General features: G+C 64.6%; 14 protein-coding genes. 8 read left to right on the forward strand and 6 right to left on the reverse strand.

Going from position 1 to position 14,018, the window contains the following annotated elements:
* Positions 1-155 precede the first annotated feature (155 nt).
* From IB261_RS28480 to IB261_RS28505, 6 genes are all read left to right on the forward strand, one after another.
* Positions 156-1,205, forward strand: coding sequence for an ABC transporter ATP-binding protein (locus IB261_RS28480; RefSeq protein ID WP_081515262.1), 1,050 nt, complete (start codon positions 156-158; stop codon positions 1,203-1,205).
* A complete protein-coding gene (locus IB261_RS28485) occupies positions 1,202-2,116 on the forward strand; it encodes an ABC transporter permease (protein ID WP_081515261.1) in 915 nt (304 codons plus the stop codon). The genes IB261_RS28480 and IB261_RS28485 overlap by 4 nt, the downstream gene beginning before the upstream one ends.
* Positions 2,113-2,901, forward strand: a complete 789-nt coding sequence (locus IB261_RS28490) for an ABC transporter permease (protein ID WP_045215587.1) — start codon at positions 2,113-2,115, stop codon at positions 2,899-2,901. Before IB261_RS28485 ends, IB261_RS28490 begins: the two co-directional genes overlap by 4 nt.
* Positions 2,902-2,944: 43 nt before the next feature.
* The gene (locus tag IB261_RS28495) at positions 2,945-3,994 is read left to right on the forward strand and encodes an ABC transporter substrate-binding protein (protein WP_081515260.1); all 1,050 of its coding nucleotides are present in this window, start codon (positions 2,945-2,947) and stop codon (positions 3,992-3,994) included.
* 387 nt (positions 3,995-4,381) lie between these two features.
* On the forward strand, positions 4,382-5,779 hold the full coding sequence (locus IB261_RS28500) for an APC family permease (protein WP_081515259.1): 1,398 nt from the start codon (positions 4,382-4,384) through the stop codon (positions 5,777-5,779).
* Between the two features lie 54 nt (positions 5,780-5,833).
* Positions 5,834-6,865 (forward strand): histone deacetylase family protein, encoded by a 1,032-nt coding sequence (locus IB261_RS28505; protein WP_017520827.1) that lies wholly within the window; start codon positions 5,834-5,836, stop codon positions 6,863-6,865.
* A 75-nt stretch (positions 6,866-6,940) separates the two neighbouring features.
* Here the strand turns inward: IB261_RS28505 and IB261_RS28510 are convergent, their stop codons facing one another.
* The 4 genes from IB261_RS28510 to IB261_RS28525 form a co-directional block, all read right to left on the reverse strand.
* On the reverse strand, positions 6,941-7,318 hold the full coding sequence (locus IB261_RS28510) for a NirD/YgiW/YdeI family stress tolerance protein (RefSeq protein ID WP_138213752.1): 378 nt from the start codon (positions 7,316-7,318) through the stop codon (positions 6,941-6,943).
* Positions 7,319-7,436: 118 nt separating this feature from the next.
* A complete protein-coding gene (locus IB261_RS28515; RefSeq protein ID WP_192383627.1) occupies positions 7,437-8,354 on the reverse strand; it encodes an SdiA-regulated domain-containing protein in 918 nt (305 codons plus the stop codon).
* A gap of 84 nt (positions 8,355-8,438) precedes the next feature.
* Positions 8,439-9,104, reverse strand: coding sequence for a fumarylacetoacetate hydrolase family protein (locus tag IB261_RS28520; RefSeq protein WP_192383626.1), 666 nt, complete (start codon positions 9,102-9,104; stop codon positions 8,439-8,441).
* A 160-nt stretch (positions 9,105-9,264) separates the two neighbouring features.
* Positions 9,265-10,659 (reverse strand): D-2-hydroxyglutarate dehydrogenase, encoded by a 1,395-nt coding sequence (locus IB261_RS28525; RefSeq protein ID WP_138213750.1) that lies wholly within the window; start codon positions 10,657-10,659, stop codon positions 9,265-9,267.
* Between the two features lie 190 nt (positions 10,660-10,849).
* Between IB261_RS28525 and serA the strand changes: the two genes are divergently transcribed.
* Positions 10,850-12,079 carry a phosphoglycerate dehydrogenase gene (gene serA, locus IB261_RS28530; RefSeq protein ID WP_081515253.1) on the forward strand — a complete coding sequence of 410 codons (1,230 nt, stop codon included), beginning with the start codon at positions 10,850-10,852 and terminating at the stop codon, positions 12,077-12,079.
* 62 nt (positions 12,080-12,141) lie between these two features.
* On the opposite strand, the gene IB261_RS28535 is transcribed toward serA, so the two are convergent.
* Positions 12,142-12,573 carry a DUF4399 domain-containing protein gene (locus IB261_RS28535; protein ID WP_151188682.1) on the reverse strand — a complete coding sequence of 144 codons (432 nt, stop codon included), beginning with the start codon at positions 12,571-12,573 and terminating at the stop codon, positions 12,142-12,144.
* A gap of 143 nt (positions 12,574-12,716) precedes the next feature.
* Positions 12,717-13,211 (reverse strand): 2-thiouracil desulfurase family protein, encoded by a 495-nt coding sequence (locus IB261_RS28540; protein ID WP_045215561.1) that lies wholly within the window; start codon positions 13,209-13,211, stop codon positions 12,717-12,719.
* Between the two features lie 255 nt (positions 13,212-13,466).
* On the opposite strand from IB261_RS28540, the gene IB261_RS28545 reads away from it, so the two are divergent.
* On the forward strand, positions 13,467-14,015 hold the full coding sequence (locus IB261_RS28545; protein WP_151188683.1) for a DUF6160 family protein: 549 nt from the start codon (positions 13,467-13,469) through the stop codon (positions 14,013-14,015).
* Positions 14,016-14,018: the final 3 nt, after the last annotated feature.

The raw sequence follows: 14,018 nt of genomic DNA on the forward strand, positions 1-14,018 counted from the left end.
CGCATTTTCAACTTGGCCTGATTTATCCCTTATTGGCCTGATCTATCGTTCTGCGTATCCCGGCGCTTGGTCATTATCAATCCGCAGCTAGGTGAAACGGTCCTAGAAACCGTAAAACCTCAACAATAACAACTGCTTAACTGCATGGTACGAGCATGACCAGCGCGATCACCATCGAGCGGATATGCATGGAGTTCGGTACACCCGGACAAGGCCTCAAGGCCCTGGACGACGTGTCACTGGAAATCCGCGCCAACGAGTTCTTCACCCTCCTCGGCCCATCGGGCTGCGGCAAGACCACCTTGCTGCGACTGATCGCCGGCTTCGAACAACCCTCCTCCGGCAGCATTCGCCTTTACGGCGACGCGATGGAAGGCCTCCCGCCCTTCCGCCGCCCGGTCAATACCGTCTTCCAGAGCTACGCCCTGTTCCCCCACATGACGGTGGCGGAGAACATCGCCTTCGGCCTGGAAATGCAGGGCAAGCAGCGCAGCGACATCGACGCCACCGTGCAGAAGATGCTCGACCTGGTCCGCCTGCCCGACGTCGGCAAGCGCCGCGCCGACCAGCTCTCCGGCGGCCAGCAACAGCGCATCGCCCTCGCCCGCGCCCTGGCCAGCCGCCCCAAGGTACTGCTGCTCGACGAATCGCTTTCCGCGCTGGACCTCAAGCTGCGCAAGGAAATGCAGATCGAGCTCAAGCGCCTGCAGCACGAGACCGGCATCACCTTCATCTTCGTCACCCATGACCAGGAAGAAGCGCTGACCATGTCCGACCGCATCGCGGTGATGAGTCGCGGCAAGGTCATGCAGATCGGCACGCCCACCGAGATCTACGAGGCGCCGGTCAATCGCCTGGTGGCCGACTTCATCGGCGAGACCAACTTCCTCGAAGGCGAATCCAGCGGTGACAGCGTGCGCCTGGCGGACGGCCAGCTGCTGCCGGCCGCCACCACCCTACCCGGCAAGGTAACCCTGGCGATCCGCCCGGAGCGCACCGAGCTTGCGCAGGATGGCCAGCTCGAAGGCGTGGTCGAGAACATCGTCTACGTCGGCACCGACACCGTGTACCACCTCAATGTCGCCGGTCAGGGCGGCTTCCGGGTCCGTCAGCAGAACCGCGACGGCGCCCTTTCCACCCACGCGCCCGGCGCGCGGGTGCGGGTCCGCATTCCCGCCACCGCCATCCGGGTGCTGGCCGAATGAGTACACTGCGCGCACTGGCGGAACGAAAGTCGCTGTTCAATCGCCTGGCCCTGACCAGCCCGGCGATGATCATGCTGGTGGTGTTCCTCGTCCTACCGCTGGGCATCATGTTCGCCGTGTCGATCCAGGCACCGGGGGACTACGGCGGCGTGAAATGGGGCCAGCACACCGTCGAGGCCTACATCAACTTCCTCTGGGAACGCGACCTGGACGACAGCCTGGCCTTCAACGCCGACTACCTGGGCATCTTCCAGCGCTCGTTCTGGCTGTCGATCCTGACCACCCTGGGCTGCGTGCTGATCGGCTTCCCCACCGCGCTGTACCTGGCGCTGCAGGACGAACGCCGGCGCAACCTGCTGCTGTTCCTGGTCACGGTGCCGTTCTGGACCAACCTGCTGGTGCGCGTCTACGCCTGGATGCTGCTGCTGCGCAACGGCGGGCTGATCGACGAGGGCCTGCACGGGCTGGGCTTCTCGGACGCCTCCCTGGGCATCCTCTACACCGATAACGCGGTGATCATCGGCCTGCTCTACACCTACCTGCCGTTCATGGTCCTGCCCATCTACACCAGCCTTGAGAAGATGGACTGGCGCCTGGTGGAGGCGGCCTTCGACCTGGGCGCCAACCGCTGGAAGGCCCTCAAGCGGATCATCATCCCGCTGGCCATGCCCGGCATCGTCGCCGGCTGCATCCTGGTGTTCATCCCTTCGCTGGGCAGCTACATCATCCCCGAGCTGCTCGGGGGCGGTAAGTCGCTGATGATCGGCAACCTGATCCAGCTGCAGTTCGGCACGGCGCACAACTGGCCGTTCGGCGCGGCGCTGTCCTTCGCCCTGCTGGCCTTCGTGCTGCTGGCGATGATGATCTACAGCATGCGATTCAAACAGGGCGCGTCGGGAGGTCATCCATGAAGTCGGCCAACCCGCTCTGGCGGTTCACCGGGGTCCGGCCCGCCGCCTGGCTGTTCTTCGCCTTCCTCTACATCCCGATCTTCGTGCTGGTGGTGCTGAGCTTCAACAGTGGCCAGTCGGCGACGCTGTGGGAAAGCTTCAGCCTGAAGTGGTACTCGGTGGTGGCGGACGACCCGGAGATCCTTCGCGCAGCGAAGAACTCGCTGATCGTCGCGACCCTGGCCACCGTCGTCGCCACCACCCTGGCCACGCTGGCTGCGCTGGGCATGCGCGGCCGCTCGTTCCGTGGGCAGACGCTGATGAGTGGCGTGCTGGGCCTGCCGCTGCTGGTGCCGGAGATCGTCACCGCGGTGGCGACCCTGATGTTCTTCGCGTTCATCGGCCTGAAGCTGTCGCTGTTCACCATCCTGCTGGCGCACATCGTGTTCTGCATTCCCTTCGCCTATCTGCCGATCCGCGCCCGTCTCGAAGGCATGGACCCGCGGCTGGCGGAAGCGGCGGCGGACCTCTATGCCTCGCCGTGGAAGACCTTCTGGAAGGTGACCTTCCCCCTGCTGACGCCGGGGATCGTGTCGGGGGCGATGCTGGCGTTCATCATCTCGATGGACGACTTCGTCATCACCTACTTCGTCGCCGGCGCCGGGGCCACCACCCTGCCGGTGTACATCTTCAGCTCCATCCGAATGGGGATTTCCCCGAAGATCAACGCCATATCTTCAATAATACTGTTGATTTCCATCGCGTTCGTTGCGTTGTCGTACTACGTCGGCCAGCGTCGCCGCTGACCTCCTGCCGCCAAACAAAACAACATTGCAAGGAGCTTCACCGATGAAATTCCGCCGTACCCCCATCGCCCGCGCGCTCGTCGCCGCCAGCCTGTTGCTGGCCGGCAGCGCCCATGCCGACGGCACCCTGCACTTCGCCAACTGGTCCGACTACTTCCCGCCGGAACTGCTGAAGAAGTTCGAGAAGGACACCGGCATCCACGCCACCCTGGACTCCTACGACAGCAACGAAACCCTGCTGGCCAAGCTCAAGGCCGGCGGCGGCGCCTACGACGTGGTCGTGCCGTCGGACAGCTTCATCGAGATCTTCGTCAAGGAAGGCCTGCTGCAGAAGCTCGACAAGTCGCAGCTGCCGAACCTGGCGAACCTGAAGGACAAGTTCAAGACCCTGACCTACGACCCGGGCCACGACTACTCCGTGCCCTACCTGTGGGGCACCACCGGCTACAGCTACGACAGCGCCAAGGTTCCCGGCGGCAAGCTGGACGAGAGCTGGAAGCCGTTCTTCGAGCCGCCGGCCGAGCTGAAAGGCAAGGTGGTGGCGCTCAACTCCATCGAAGAACTGTACGCCCCGGCGTCCTACTACCTGGGCATCGACGAGTGCACCGAGGACCCGAAAGAGGCGGCGAAGATCCAGGACCTGCTGCTCAAGCAGAAACCGATGCTGGCCATGTACAACAGCGACGGCACCATCGAGCGCATGGCCGCCGGCGAAGTCTCCATGCACCAGCAATGGAACGGCGCCTTCCACCGCGCCCACGCCCAGCGCGCCAGCCTGGTCTACGTCTATCCCAAGGAAGGCGTGCGCCTGTTCATCGACAACCTGACCATTCCCAAGGACGCCACCAACATCAAGGAGGCCCACGCCTTCCTGAACTGGATGATGCAGCCTGAGAACATCGCCCTGGCCTCCAATTTCGCCAAGTACAACAACGCGATTGAAGGCTCGGACAAGTACATGGACAAGGAGCTGTTCGACGACCCGGCGATCAACACCCCGGCGGACAAGCTGGATCGCCTGAAGCCCTTCAAGCTGTGCTCGCCCAAGGCTCTGCAGCTGCGCTCCAAGGTCTGGACCAAGCTGAAGAAATGACCCGCAGGTCACCCGGCGCGGCGGTGCGCGCCGGGTGGCTCTGACAGCCAATTTGGCCATTTCGATCCCTTTTTGACCCTTTGCAGGGTTCTGCCCGGCACCCCCGGTTGCTAGAGTCGGGCGGCTCGCGCAGGGAGCGGCTGGAAAGGCGGCCAGCCCTTGCCCCATCACAGATGGCGCAAGGATTTCCCGAGGGAACGCGAGCGCGTTATCCACAAGAACAAATGCCCCGAGAACGCCCATGACCAGCTTTTGCGTCACCCTGCAGCAAACACCCTCATTCCTCGCGCGTCGTCAGCGCTGCGGCTGAGCCGTAGTCGACGACATCAGGACGGCCACCGAACGCCGCCCGCCCGCAAGATCACATAAAAATCGCGAGGAATCCCCATGGCCAGCCAACACAGCGCCAGCACCACACGCACTCCACAGAGCACCCAACAGGGCACCCCGGCCAACGCCGACGCCCGCCTGAAACGCGTCCTCGGCCTGCCCGCCCTGGTCTTCTTCGGCCTGGTCTACATGGTCCCGCTGACCATGTTCACCACCTACGGCGTGGTCACCGAAATGACCGGCGGCCGTACCGCCACCGCCTACCTGATCACCCTGCTGGCGATGCTGTTCACCGCAGCGTCCTACAGCTTCATGGTGCGCAAGTACCCGATTTCCGGCTCCGCGTACTCCTACACCAGCCTGAGCTTCGGCCCGGTGGTCGGCTTCCTGTCCGGCTGGTCGCTGCTGCTCGACTACCTGTTCCTGCCGATGATCAACTACCTGCTCATCGGCCTGTTCATGAACATCGCCTTCCCGGAAATCCCGGCCTGGATGTTCGTGGTCGCCTCCATCGCCCTGGTCACCGTGCTCAACGTGGTCGGCATCAGCCAGGTCGCCGGCATGAGCAACGTCATCGTCGGCGCGCAGCTGGTGTTCATCGTGGTGTTCGTGGTCATGTCGATCAAGAGCCTGGCCGGCGGCGCCGCGATCGACTTCTCCTTGCCCTTCGTCGGTGACGGCACCCAGCCCGGCTTCGCCCCGCTGATGGCCGGCGCCGCCGTGCTGTGCCTGTCGTTCCTGGGCTTCGACGCGGTCTCGACCATGGCCGAGGAAACCCGCGACGCGCGCCGCGACATCCCCCGCGCGATCATCATCACCACCGTCATCGCCGGCCTGATGTTCACCCTGCTGGCAATCATCAGCCAGCTGGTATTCCCCGGCAGCGTGTTCCAGAACGCCGACTCGGCGGCCAACGAAGTGATGCTCAAGGCCGGTGGCCAGTTCCTCGGCAACTTCTTCACCTCCGCCTACATCGCCGGCTGCATCGGCTCGGCGCTGGCGTCCCAGGCTTCGGTGTCGCGCATCATCTTCACCATGGGCCGTGACGGCATCCTGCCGCGCAGCCTGTTCGGTGTCCTGCACGCGCGCTTCCAGACCCCGGTCGTGGCGATCCTGGTGGTCTCCGCCGTGTCCCTGCTGGCGGTCGTGCTGGACCTGACCACCCTCGCCTCGATGATCAGCTTCGGCGCGCTGGTGGCCTTCTCCGTGGTCAACCTGGCGGTGATCCGCACCTACCTGGGCGTCGAGCGCCGCCGCGGCGCGAAGAACGTCCTGCTGTACGGAGCGATTCCGTTCATCGGCCTGTGCCTGACCCTGTGGCTGTGGACCAGCCTCTCGCAGTTGACGCTGGTCGTCGGCCTGAGCTGGTTCGCAGTCGGCTTCGCTTACCTGGCGGTGCACACCGGCGGCTTCCGTCGCAAGGCACCGAGTGTGAATTTCGAGGAAAACGCCTGACGGCAGAGCTACTAGAACCCAACGGGCGCCCGGAGGCGCCCTCAGGAGCGCGTGATGTTGACGATCTATACCGACGACCATCGCTTGCACCACGGTCAGCACGAGCTGATCGGCGGCCAGTTCACCCCCTGCTTCGAAAAGCCCAGCCGCGCCGACATGGTGCTGGACCGGGCCAAGGCGGTGAAACTGGGCGACATCCAGGCCCCGCGGGACTTCGGCCTGGAACCCATCCTGAGGGTGCACAGCGAAGGCTTCGTGCGGTTCCTGCAGCACGCCTGGCGTGACTGGCTGGCCACCGGCCGGACCCACGACATGCTGCCGATCTGCTGGCCTACCCGCCGCCTGCGGCAGAAGGAACCGGACAGCATCGACGGCCGGCTGGGTTACTACAGCCTGGACGCCGGCGCGCCAATCACCGCCGGCACCTGGCAGGCGGTGCTCAGCTCGGTGAACGTGGCGATGACCGGCCAGGCCGAACTGGCCAAGGGCGCGCGCTCGGTGTTCTCGCTGTGCCGCCCGCCGGGTCACCACGCCTCGGCGGACTTCATGGGCGGCTACTGCTTCTTCAACAATGCGGCCATCGCCGCCCAGTCGATCCTCGACCAGGGCGCCAACCGCGTGGCCATCCTCGACGTCGACTACCACCACGGCAACGGCACCCAGGACATCTTCTACGACCGCGCCGACGTGCTGTTCACCTCGATCCACGGCGACCCGCGCTTCGAGTATCCCTACTTCCTCGGCTATGCCGACGAAAAGGGCCAGGGCGTGGGCGAAGGCTTCAACTTCAACTATCCGCTGGCCTCGGGCAGCGACTGGTCGGTGTGGAGCCTGGCGCTGCAGGCGGCGATCCGGCAGATCTCGGCGTACAAGCCGGACGTATTGATCGTGTCGCTGGGCGTGGATACCTACAAGGAAGACCCGATCTCCCAGTTCAAGCTGGACAGCCCGGACTACCTGCGCATGGGCGAAGCCATCGGCAAGCTGGGCCTGCCGACGCTGTTCGTGATGGAAGGCGGTTACGCGGTGGAAGAGATCGGCATCAACGCGATCAACGTGCTGCAGGGCTTCGAAAGCATCGGTTGACGCCGCTCCTGCGGAACGCTGAAAACAAGAAAGCCGCACCGGGGTCCCCGGCGCGGCTTTTTTTGTGGCGTTGGATTACTGAAGGATTTCCACGCGGTCCACGTCGATATCGGTGGCCTTCAGCTTGTGATGGTCGACCTCGCCAGTCAGGCGCACCTTGGTGTTCTCAGAGACAGCCGCGCCAGCGGGCCAATCATCGTTGTCGATCTCGACCTCGATGCTGCCGGTGGCATCCTTGAACTCGTAGTGTTCACCGCCGATGCGCTTGGTGATCACGCCCTCCAGCACCACCGGGGTGTCGTCGTGGGCGGACTGCGCCTGCTTGACCGTGGTGACCTGGGCGGCTGCGGCAGCGGGCTTGGCGTCGCTGCCCGGACCGGTGTAGCCGGCAGCCAGGGTGATGGTGGAGAACAGGCCAGCGGCAGCGATCAGGGGGAGATGAGTCAGTTTCATGGATGAGCCTCCTGGGGCGTTTTCGATGGGTTCAGCTTAGAACCGGTGGCTGAAACCAGCCTGAATCCGGACTTAACCCAACCTTAAAGCCATCCGACCCGCACTCCCCCGCTCTGGATCAATCTGTTTTGACGGTCGCCTCGCGCTTGAACACGTAGAACAGGTCCGGCTCGCTCACCATGTAAATGGTGCCCTGCTCGTCGATGGCCACGCCCTCGGCGCGCGGGATGCGGTCATCCAGGCCGTTGAGGCCGCCGAGCAGACTGATGAAGCTGATCGGCTCGCCCTTCTCGTCCAGTTCCAGCAGCAGGTGCGACTCCGCCGACAGCACCAGGGTATGGCCGGTGCGCGGGTCGATGCTCAGCGCCGACACGTTGGTCATCAGCAGGTCGCTGGACAGGGGCTGCAGCGCACCGCTCAGGCTGGCCCCACCGTCGCTGGGCAGGCTGAACAGCGCCAACGGATCACGCTCCTGGCCCAGCACCAGTCGATGCTGGCGAGGGTCCCAGGCGATTCCCTCGATACCCTTGTTCTTCTTGCCGCGCGGACCGAGGTCGAAGCTGGACAGCTTCGCGGTGCTCAGTTCGCGGGTCTGCGGGTCGACATGGAAGATGGTCAGGGAGTTCTGGCGTTCGTCGGTCACGGCAACATTGCCGTTCTCCAGTACCGCAACGCCCTCGGGGTTCGACATGCCCAGCAGCGGGATCACCCGCAGCACATCACCGGTAAGCGACAGCTCGGCCAGCAGCGGCTTCTTGCCGGTAACGGTGAACAGGGTGCGGGTCATCGGGTTGTAGGCCAGATCGGAGGTTTCCTGCCCCTCGAGGCCACCCTTGAGCGGCTTGGCCTGGATCACTGCACGGTATCCGGGCAGCCAGACGCTTTCCGAGCGCGCCTGAGCGCTGGTGTCCTGTTCACGCAGCCAGAGGCGCGCGCGGTCATCCCAGTGGAAGCGGGAGGTCAGGTAGCCGAGCACCACGAGGAGGAACAGCAGGGCCAGCAGCAGCCAGCGGGGACGAAGGATGGACATGGTCATGACGACTCTTGTTGGTCAGCACGGCAAGGTGCCCCGCAACAAGCGAAGGCCGCACAAACGGCGGCCTTCGGCGGGACAACGGGGCTAAAGCACGCGGCTTTCGAATCGGCTGGCGCCGGGAAGTTCCAGCACCACCTCGCTGCCGCTCTTGAGCGGGCCGACGCCGACCGGGGTGCCGGTGGAGACCACGTCGCCCGGCTGCAGCGAGAAGTGCCCGCAGATGTGCTGGATCAGCGGCACGATGGGGTTGAGCATGTCGCGGCTGTTGCCGTCCTGGCGGACTTCGTCGTCGATCACCAGGCGGATGCCGATGTCGGTCGGGTCCGGGAAGTGGTCGGCGCTGACGAAGGGCGCCAGCACGAAGGCGCCGTCGAAGGACTTGGCCAGCTCCCAGGGCAGGCCCTTTTCCTTCAGCTTGGCCTGCACGTCACGCAGGGTCAGGTCCAGCGCCGGGGCGTAGCCGGAGATGGCGTCCAGCACTTCCTCGGTGCTCGGCTTGCGCGACAGCGGCTTGCCGATCAGCACGGCGATTTCCGCCTCGTAGTGCACCGAGCCACGATCCTCCGGGATGGCAAAGCCGCCGGCCTGCGACACGGTGCAGGAGCCGGGCTTGATGAACAGCAGCGGCTCGGTCGGTACCGGGTTGTTCAGCTCCCTGGCGTGCTCCGCGTAGTTGCGGCCGACGCAGACCACCTTGCCCAGGGTGAAATGGATCGGGGTGCCATCGACGTACTGGTGCTGGTAACTCATGACCGACTCCTGACAACGCATGGAAGAGATGATCCGCGCGGGGCTCGTGATCCCGCACGGTTGCCCGCGTCCTGCCGGCGTACGCGCCACTTCCCGTGACGCTGACGTGCGAAGGGCCGGCCCCTCTATCCAAAGAACCGGCCCTTCTGGATACAGCAGCTTATTCGGCGAAGATCTTGCCGGGGTTCATGATCCCGTTCGGGTCGAACACCGCCTTGACCGCCTTCATGTAGCCGATTTCAGCCTCGGAGCGAGAGTAACCCAGGTAATCGCGCTTGGTCATGCCCACGCCGTGCTCGGCCGAGATGGAGCCGTTGTACTTCTGCACGGTCTCGAAGACCCACTTGTTGACGGTCGCGCACTTGGCGAAGAACTCGTCCTTGGTCAGGTTCTCGGGCTTGAGGATATTCAGGTGCAGGTTGCCGTCGCCGATGTGGCCGAACCAGACGACTTCGAAGTCGGGGTAGTTGGCCGCGACGATATCGTCGATGTCCTTGAGGAAGGCCGGGACCTTGCCGACGGTGACGGAGATGTCGTTCTTGTAGGGCGTCCAGTGGGAGATGGTCTCGGAGATGTACTCGCGCAGCTTCCACAGGTTCTGCAGCTGCTGTTCGCTCTGGCTCATCACGCCGTCGAGGACCCAGCCCTGCTCTACACAATGTTCGAAAGTGGCCAGCGCCTCGTTGGCCACTTCCTCGGTGCTCGCCTCGAATTCCAGCAGCGCATAGAACGGGCAGTCGGTCTCGAAGGCCGGCGGCACGTCGCCACGGGCCATGATCTTGGCCAGGGCCTTGTCGGAGAAGAACTCGAAGGCGGTCAGGTCCAGCTTGTTCTGGAAGGCGTGCAGCACCGGCATGATCGAGTCGAAGTCCGGGGTGCCGAGGACCATCGCGGTGAGGTTCTTCGGCTGGCGCTCCAGGCGCATGGTGGCCTCGACCACGAAGCCCAGGGTGCCTTCGGCGCCGATGAACAGCTGGCGCAGGTCATAGCCGGTGGCGTTCTTGATGAGGTCCTTGTTCAGTTCGAGCAGGTCGCCCTTGCCGGTGACGACCTTCATGCCGGCCACCCAGTTGCGGGTCATACCGTAGCGAATGACCTTGATACCGCCGGCATTGGTGCCGATGTTGCCGCCAATCTGGCTGGAACCCGACGACGCGAAGTCCACCGGGTAATACAGGCCGTGCTCTTCGGCGAAGGTCTGCAGCTGCTTGGTGATCACGCCCGGCTGGCAGACCACGGTGCGGTCGAATTCGTTGAATTCCAGCACCTTGTTCATGTAGTCGAAGGCCACGACCACTTCGCCATTGGCGGCGACAGCGGCGGCGGAGAGACCGGTACGGCCACCCGAGGGAACCAGCGCGACCTTGTGTTCATTGGCCCAGCGGACGATGGCCTGGACCTGCTCGGTGCTCTTGGGGAAGGCGATCGCCAGGGGCGCCGGGGCGAAATGCTTGGTCCAGTCCTTGCCATAGGTCTCGAGGGAATCGGCGTCTGTCAGCAGCTTCCCGGCATCCAGCAGGGGCTTGAGCGATTCGATCAGGGCGTCGCGGGTCATTGGAGGAACTCTCAAATGGTTCATGGTCGTCCTGAGAACAGCTCAGGTCGCAACCGGGCAAGGAAAAGGGAGAACATGCTAGCATACGCACCCCACGCAGATCGCCACCTGGCGCCAAGCTTGGCACCGGCCGGTCCGGCCTGAGCTGTTCAATTTCTCGCCACATCCCGGGACTACAGGTTCAAAGCAGATGAGCAAGACTTCTCTCGACAAGAGCAAGATCAAATTCCTTCTCCTTGAAGGCGTGCACCAGAACGCCGTCGACACCCTCAAGGCGGCCGGCTACTCCAACATCGAGTACCTCAAGACCGCACTGTCCGGTGACGAGCTGAAGGAAAAGATTGCCGATGCACACTTCATCGGTATCCGCTCCCGCACCCAGCTGACCGAAGAAGTCTTCGACGCTGCCAAGAAGCTGATCGCCGTCGGCTGCTTCTGCATCGGCACCAACCAGGTCAACCTGAACGCGGCCCGCGAGCGCGGCATCGCCGTGTTCAACGCGCCCTACTCCAATACCCGTTCGGTCGCCGAACTGGTGCTGGCCGAGGCCATCCTGCTGCTGCGCGGCATTCCGGAGAAGAACGCCTCCTGCCACCGCGGCGGCTGGATCAAGTCCGCTGCCAACTCCTTCGAGATCCGCGGCAAGAAGCTGGGCATCGTCGGCTACGGCTCGATCGGCACCCAGCTCTCGGTCCTGGCCGAAGCACTGGGCATGCAGGTGTTCTTCTACGACACCGTGACCAAGCTGCCGCTGGGTAATGCCCAGCAGGTCGGCAACCTGCACGAGCTGCTCGGCATGTCCGACATCGTCTCGCTGCACGTACCGGAACTGCCGTCCACCCAGTGGATGATCGGCGAGAAGGAAATCCGCGCCATCAAGAAAGGCGGCATCCTGATCAATGCCGCCCGTGGCACCGTGGTCGAACTGGACCACCTGGCCGCCGCGATCAAGGACGAGCACCTGATCGGCGCCGCCATCGACGTGTTCCCGGTCGAGCCCAAGTCCAACGACGACGAGTTCGAAAGCCCGCTGCGCGGCCTGGATCGCGTGATCCTGACCCCGCACATCGGTGGTTCCACCGCCGAAGCCCAGGCCAACATCGGCCTGGAAGTGGCCGAGAAGCTGGTCAAGTACAGCGACAACGGCACCTCGGTTTCTTCCGTCAACTTCCCGGAAGTGGCCCTGCCGTCGCACCCGGGCAAGCACCGCCTGCTGCACATCCACGAGAACATTCCGGGTGTGATGAGCGAGATCAACAAGGTGTTCGCCGACAACGGCATCAACATCTCCGGCCAGTACCTGCAGACCAACGACAAGGTCGGCTACGTGGTGATCGACGTCGACGCCGAGTACTCGGACCTGGCGCTGGAGAAGCTGCAGCACGTGAATGGCACCATCCGCAGCCGCGTCCTGTTCTAAGCGCTGCCCGGTGACAAGAAAAAAGGAGGCCTCGGCCTCCTTTTTTCATGCCTGGGGAAAGATCACTTCACGTTGACAGTGATCTGCTGCGACTCCACCGGCGGGTCGAACGGCACGTGGTTCTTGTCGCCCACCAGCAGCTGCAGGGTGTGCTTGCCCGGCGGCAGGGTCACCTGGGTCTCGGTCTGGCCCTTGCCGAAGTGCTTGATCTGGTCGGTCATCGGCAGCGGCATGTTCATCGCGGGCTGCTCCTTGAGGTCGATCAGCAGGTGGTGGTGGCCGGTGGCCGGCGAATCCACGCCCGCCGGCGCGACACCCATGCCCTTGAGGCCGAATTTGACGGTGAAGGTCTTGTCCACCGTGGCGCCGTCGGCCGGCTCGATGAAGTACACCTTGGCGCCTTCCGGGGCCGGGGTGCGCGGGATTTCCGCGGCGATGGCGGAAGTACCGGCAAGCAGCGCGGCAAGGCCGAGGCAAGGCAGCATGGTTCTCATGTTCTTCTCCTTCTGCATGACAATCGCAAAGGCGAAGGACCCGCTCAGGCCGGCCCGCGCCCTTGCGCATGGAACGCACAAGCATAGGCGCCAGGGCGCCGGGCTCAAGGAAAATAGTGCGTCTTCGAGTGTCGGCAGCCGCTCTAGCCTCCGGCTTCCAGCCCGGCCAGACAGACGGCAGCGGCATCCAGCTCTTCCTCGCTGAACACCAGCACGCCCATACGCTTGAGGGCGGCGGCAGTGACGCCTTCACCAGCGACCTTCTGGCCGCTGAAGCTGCCGTCGTAGTTCTCGCGGTTGCCGCAGGAGGGGCTGCGCGCCTTGAGAACCGCCAGGCGGATGTCGTGGCGACGCACCAGCGCCATGGCTTCCTCGGCGCCGAGCAGGAAGGCGTCGCTGACGTCCTCGCCCTCCACCGTCATCACCGGGCGGGCGCGCTCCAGTACCGCCATGCCCTGCCCGCCAGGGATTTCCGCCGGGGCTCGGGGCGTCGGCAGGCCGCCGGCGACTTCCGGGCACAGCGCGACCACCCGCCCCTGGTCCAGCCAGCGCGACAGCAGGTCGAACGGCCCGTGCGCGCCGCCGTCGTAGCGGACGCGATGACCGAGCAGGCAGCGGCTGACCAGAACCTTCTGCATGGGCGAATCACTCCCTTTTGGAAGGGGACAGACTAGCCGCTCGCCGTTTGCCGGTCACGCCGGGTAACGCAACTTTCATCGGCGCGTCTGTCGCAACAGGTTTCCGGCCCGCCGAAAGTCGGGTCCTTGAGCGGCACGCCGGTCGTCGGCGCCCGCCCGAGCACAACCTTCGACGGGAACAGCCGTCCGGCACTGGCTGCCAGGCAGGCAGCCACCCAGACTCGCGCATCGGCCAATCGCCATGGAGCCTCCGTCATGCCTCGTCTCTTGCTCTGCACCGCCACCTTCGCCGCGCTGTCCTACCTGCCGCTGGCCTTCGCCGAACTCCAGGCGCTGGACAACGAGCGCCTGGGCGCCGTGACCGGCCAGGATGGCATCAGCATCCGCGCCGACGTGCTCGCGCACATGGACAGCGTGGCGTGGAAAGACGACGGCGGCAGCGTCTCGCTGCGCAACGTGTTCATCGACAATGGATGCGTGAGTGCCGGCGATTGCCCCGATGGGCGTGGCGGCAGCCTGCCCTACGGGCCCGCGCAGCTGGGCCTTAGCCTGCCGATCTTCGGCATCGAGCAGCCGACCTTGCAGGTGGACGTGGTTCAGGGCGCCGGCGGCCAGCAGCAACTGGCGCTGACCCTGCCTGACCTGACCACCATCAACCAGCAGCTCAATGCCAGCGGTCTGCCGTCGCAGACCATCCGCCTGCGCGTGGCCGGCGATCTCTACGTGGGCGGCGGCAAGCTGGGGAGCATCGAAGTGCGCGACATCCAGGACATCAGCGGCACCCTGAAGATCTGGGGCCACTGATCC

Source organism: Pseudomonas sp. PDM20, from assembly GCF_014852575.3.
GTDB lineage: Bacteria > Pseudomonadota > Gammaproteobacteria > Pseudomonadales > Pseudomonadaceae > Pseudomonas.

Coding starts and splice junctions, on each gene's coding strand:
- IB261_RS28480 (WP_081515262.1), top strand. CDS start 156: ATGACCAGCGCGATCACCATCGAGCGGATATGCATGGAGTTCGGTACA.
- IB261_RS28485 (WP_081515261.1), top strand. CDS start 1,202: ATGAGTACACTGCGCGCACTGGCGGAACGAAAGTCGCTGTTCAATCGC.
- IB261_RS28490 (WP_045215587.1), top strand. CDS start 2,113: ATGAAGTCGGCCAACCCGCTCTGGCGGTTCACCGGGGTCCGGCCCGCC.
- IB261_RS28495 (WP_081515260.1), top strand. CDS start 2,945: ATGAAATTCCGCCGTACCCCCATCGCCCGCGCGCTCGTCGCCGCCAGC.
- IB261_RS28500 (WP_081515259.1), top strand. CDS start 4,382: ATGGCCAGCCAACACAGCGCCAGCACCACACGCACTCCACAGAGCACC.
- IB261_RS28505 (WP_017520827.1), top strand. CDS start 5,834: ATGTTGACGATCTATACCGACGACCATCGCTTGCACCACGGTCAGCAC.
- IB261_RS28510 (WP_138213752.1), bottom strand. CDS start 7,318: ATGAAACTGACTCATCTCCCCCTGATCGCTGCCGCTGGCCTGTTCTCC.
- IB261_RS28515 (WP_192383627.1), bottom strand. CDS start 8,354: ATGACCATGTCCATCCTTCGTCCCCGCTGGCTGCTGCTGGCCCTGCTG.
- IB261_RS28520 (WP_192383626.1), bottom strand. CDS start 9,104: ATGAGTTACCAGCACCAGTACGTCGATGGCACCCCGATCCATTTCACC.
- IB261_RS28525 (WP_138213750.1), bottom strand. CDS start 10,659: ATGACCCGCGACGCCCTGATCGAATCGCTCAAGCCCCTGCTGGATGCC.
- serA (WP_081515253.1), top strand. CDS start 10,850: ATGAGCAAGACTTCTCTCGACAAGAGCAAGATCAAATTCCTTCTCCTT.
- IB261_RS28535 (WP_151188682.1), bottom strand. CDS start 12,573: ATGAGAACCATGCTGCCTTGCCTCGGCCTTGCCGCGCTGCTTGCCGGT.
- IB261_RS28540 (WP_045215561.1), bottom strand. CDS start 13,211: ATGCAGAAGGTTCTGGTCAGCCGCTGCCTGCTCGGTCATCGCGTCCGC.
- IB261_RS28545 (WP_151188683.1), top strand. CDS start 13,467: ATGCCTCGTCTCTTGCTCTGCACCGCCACCTTCGCCGCGCTGTCCTAC.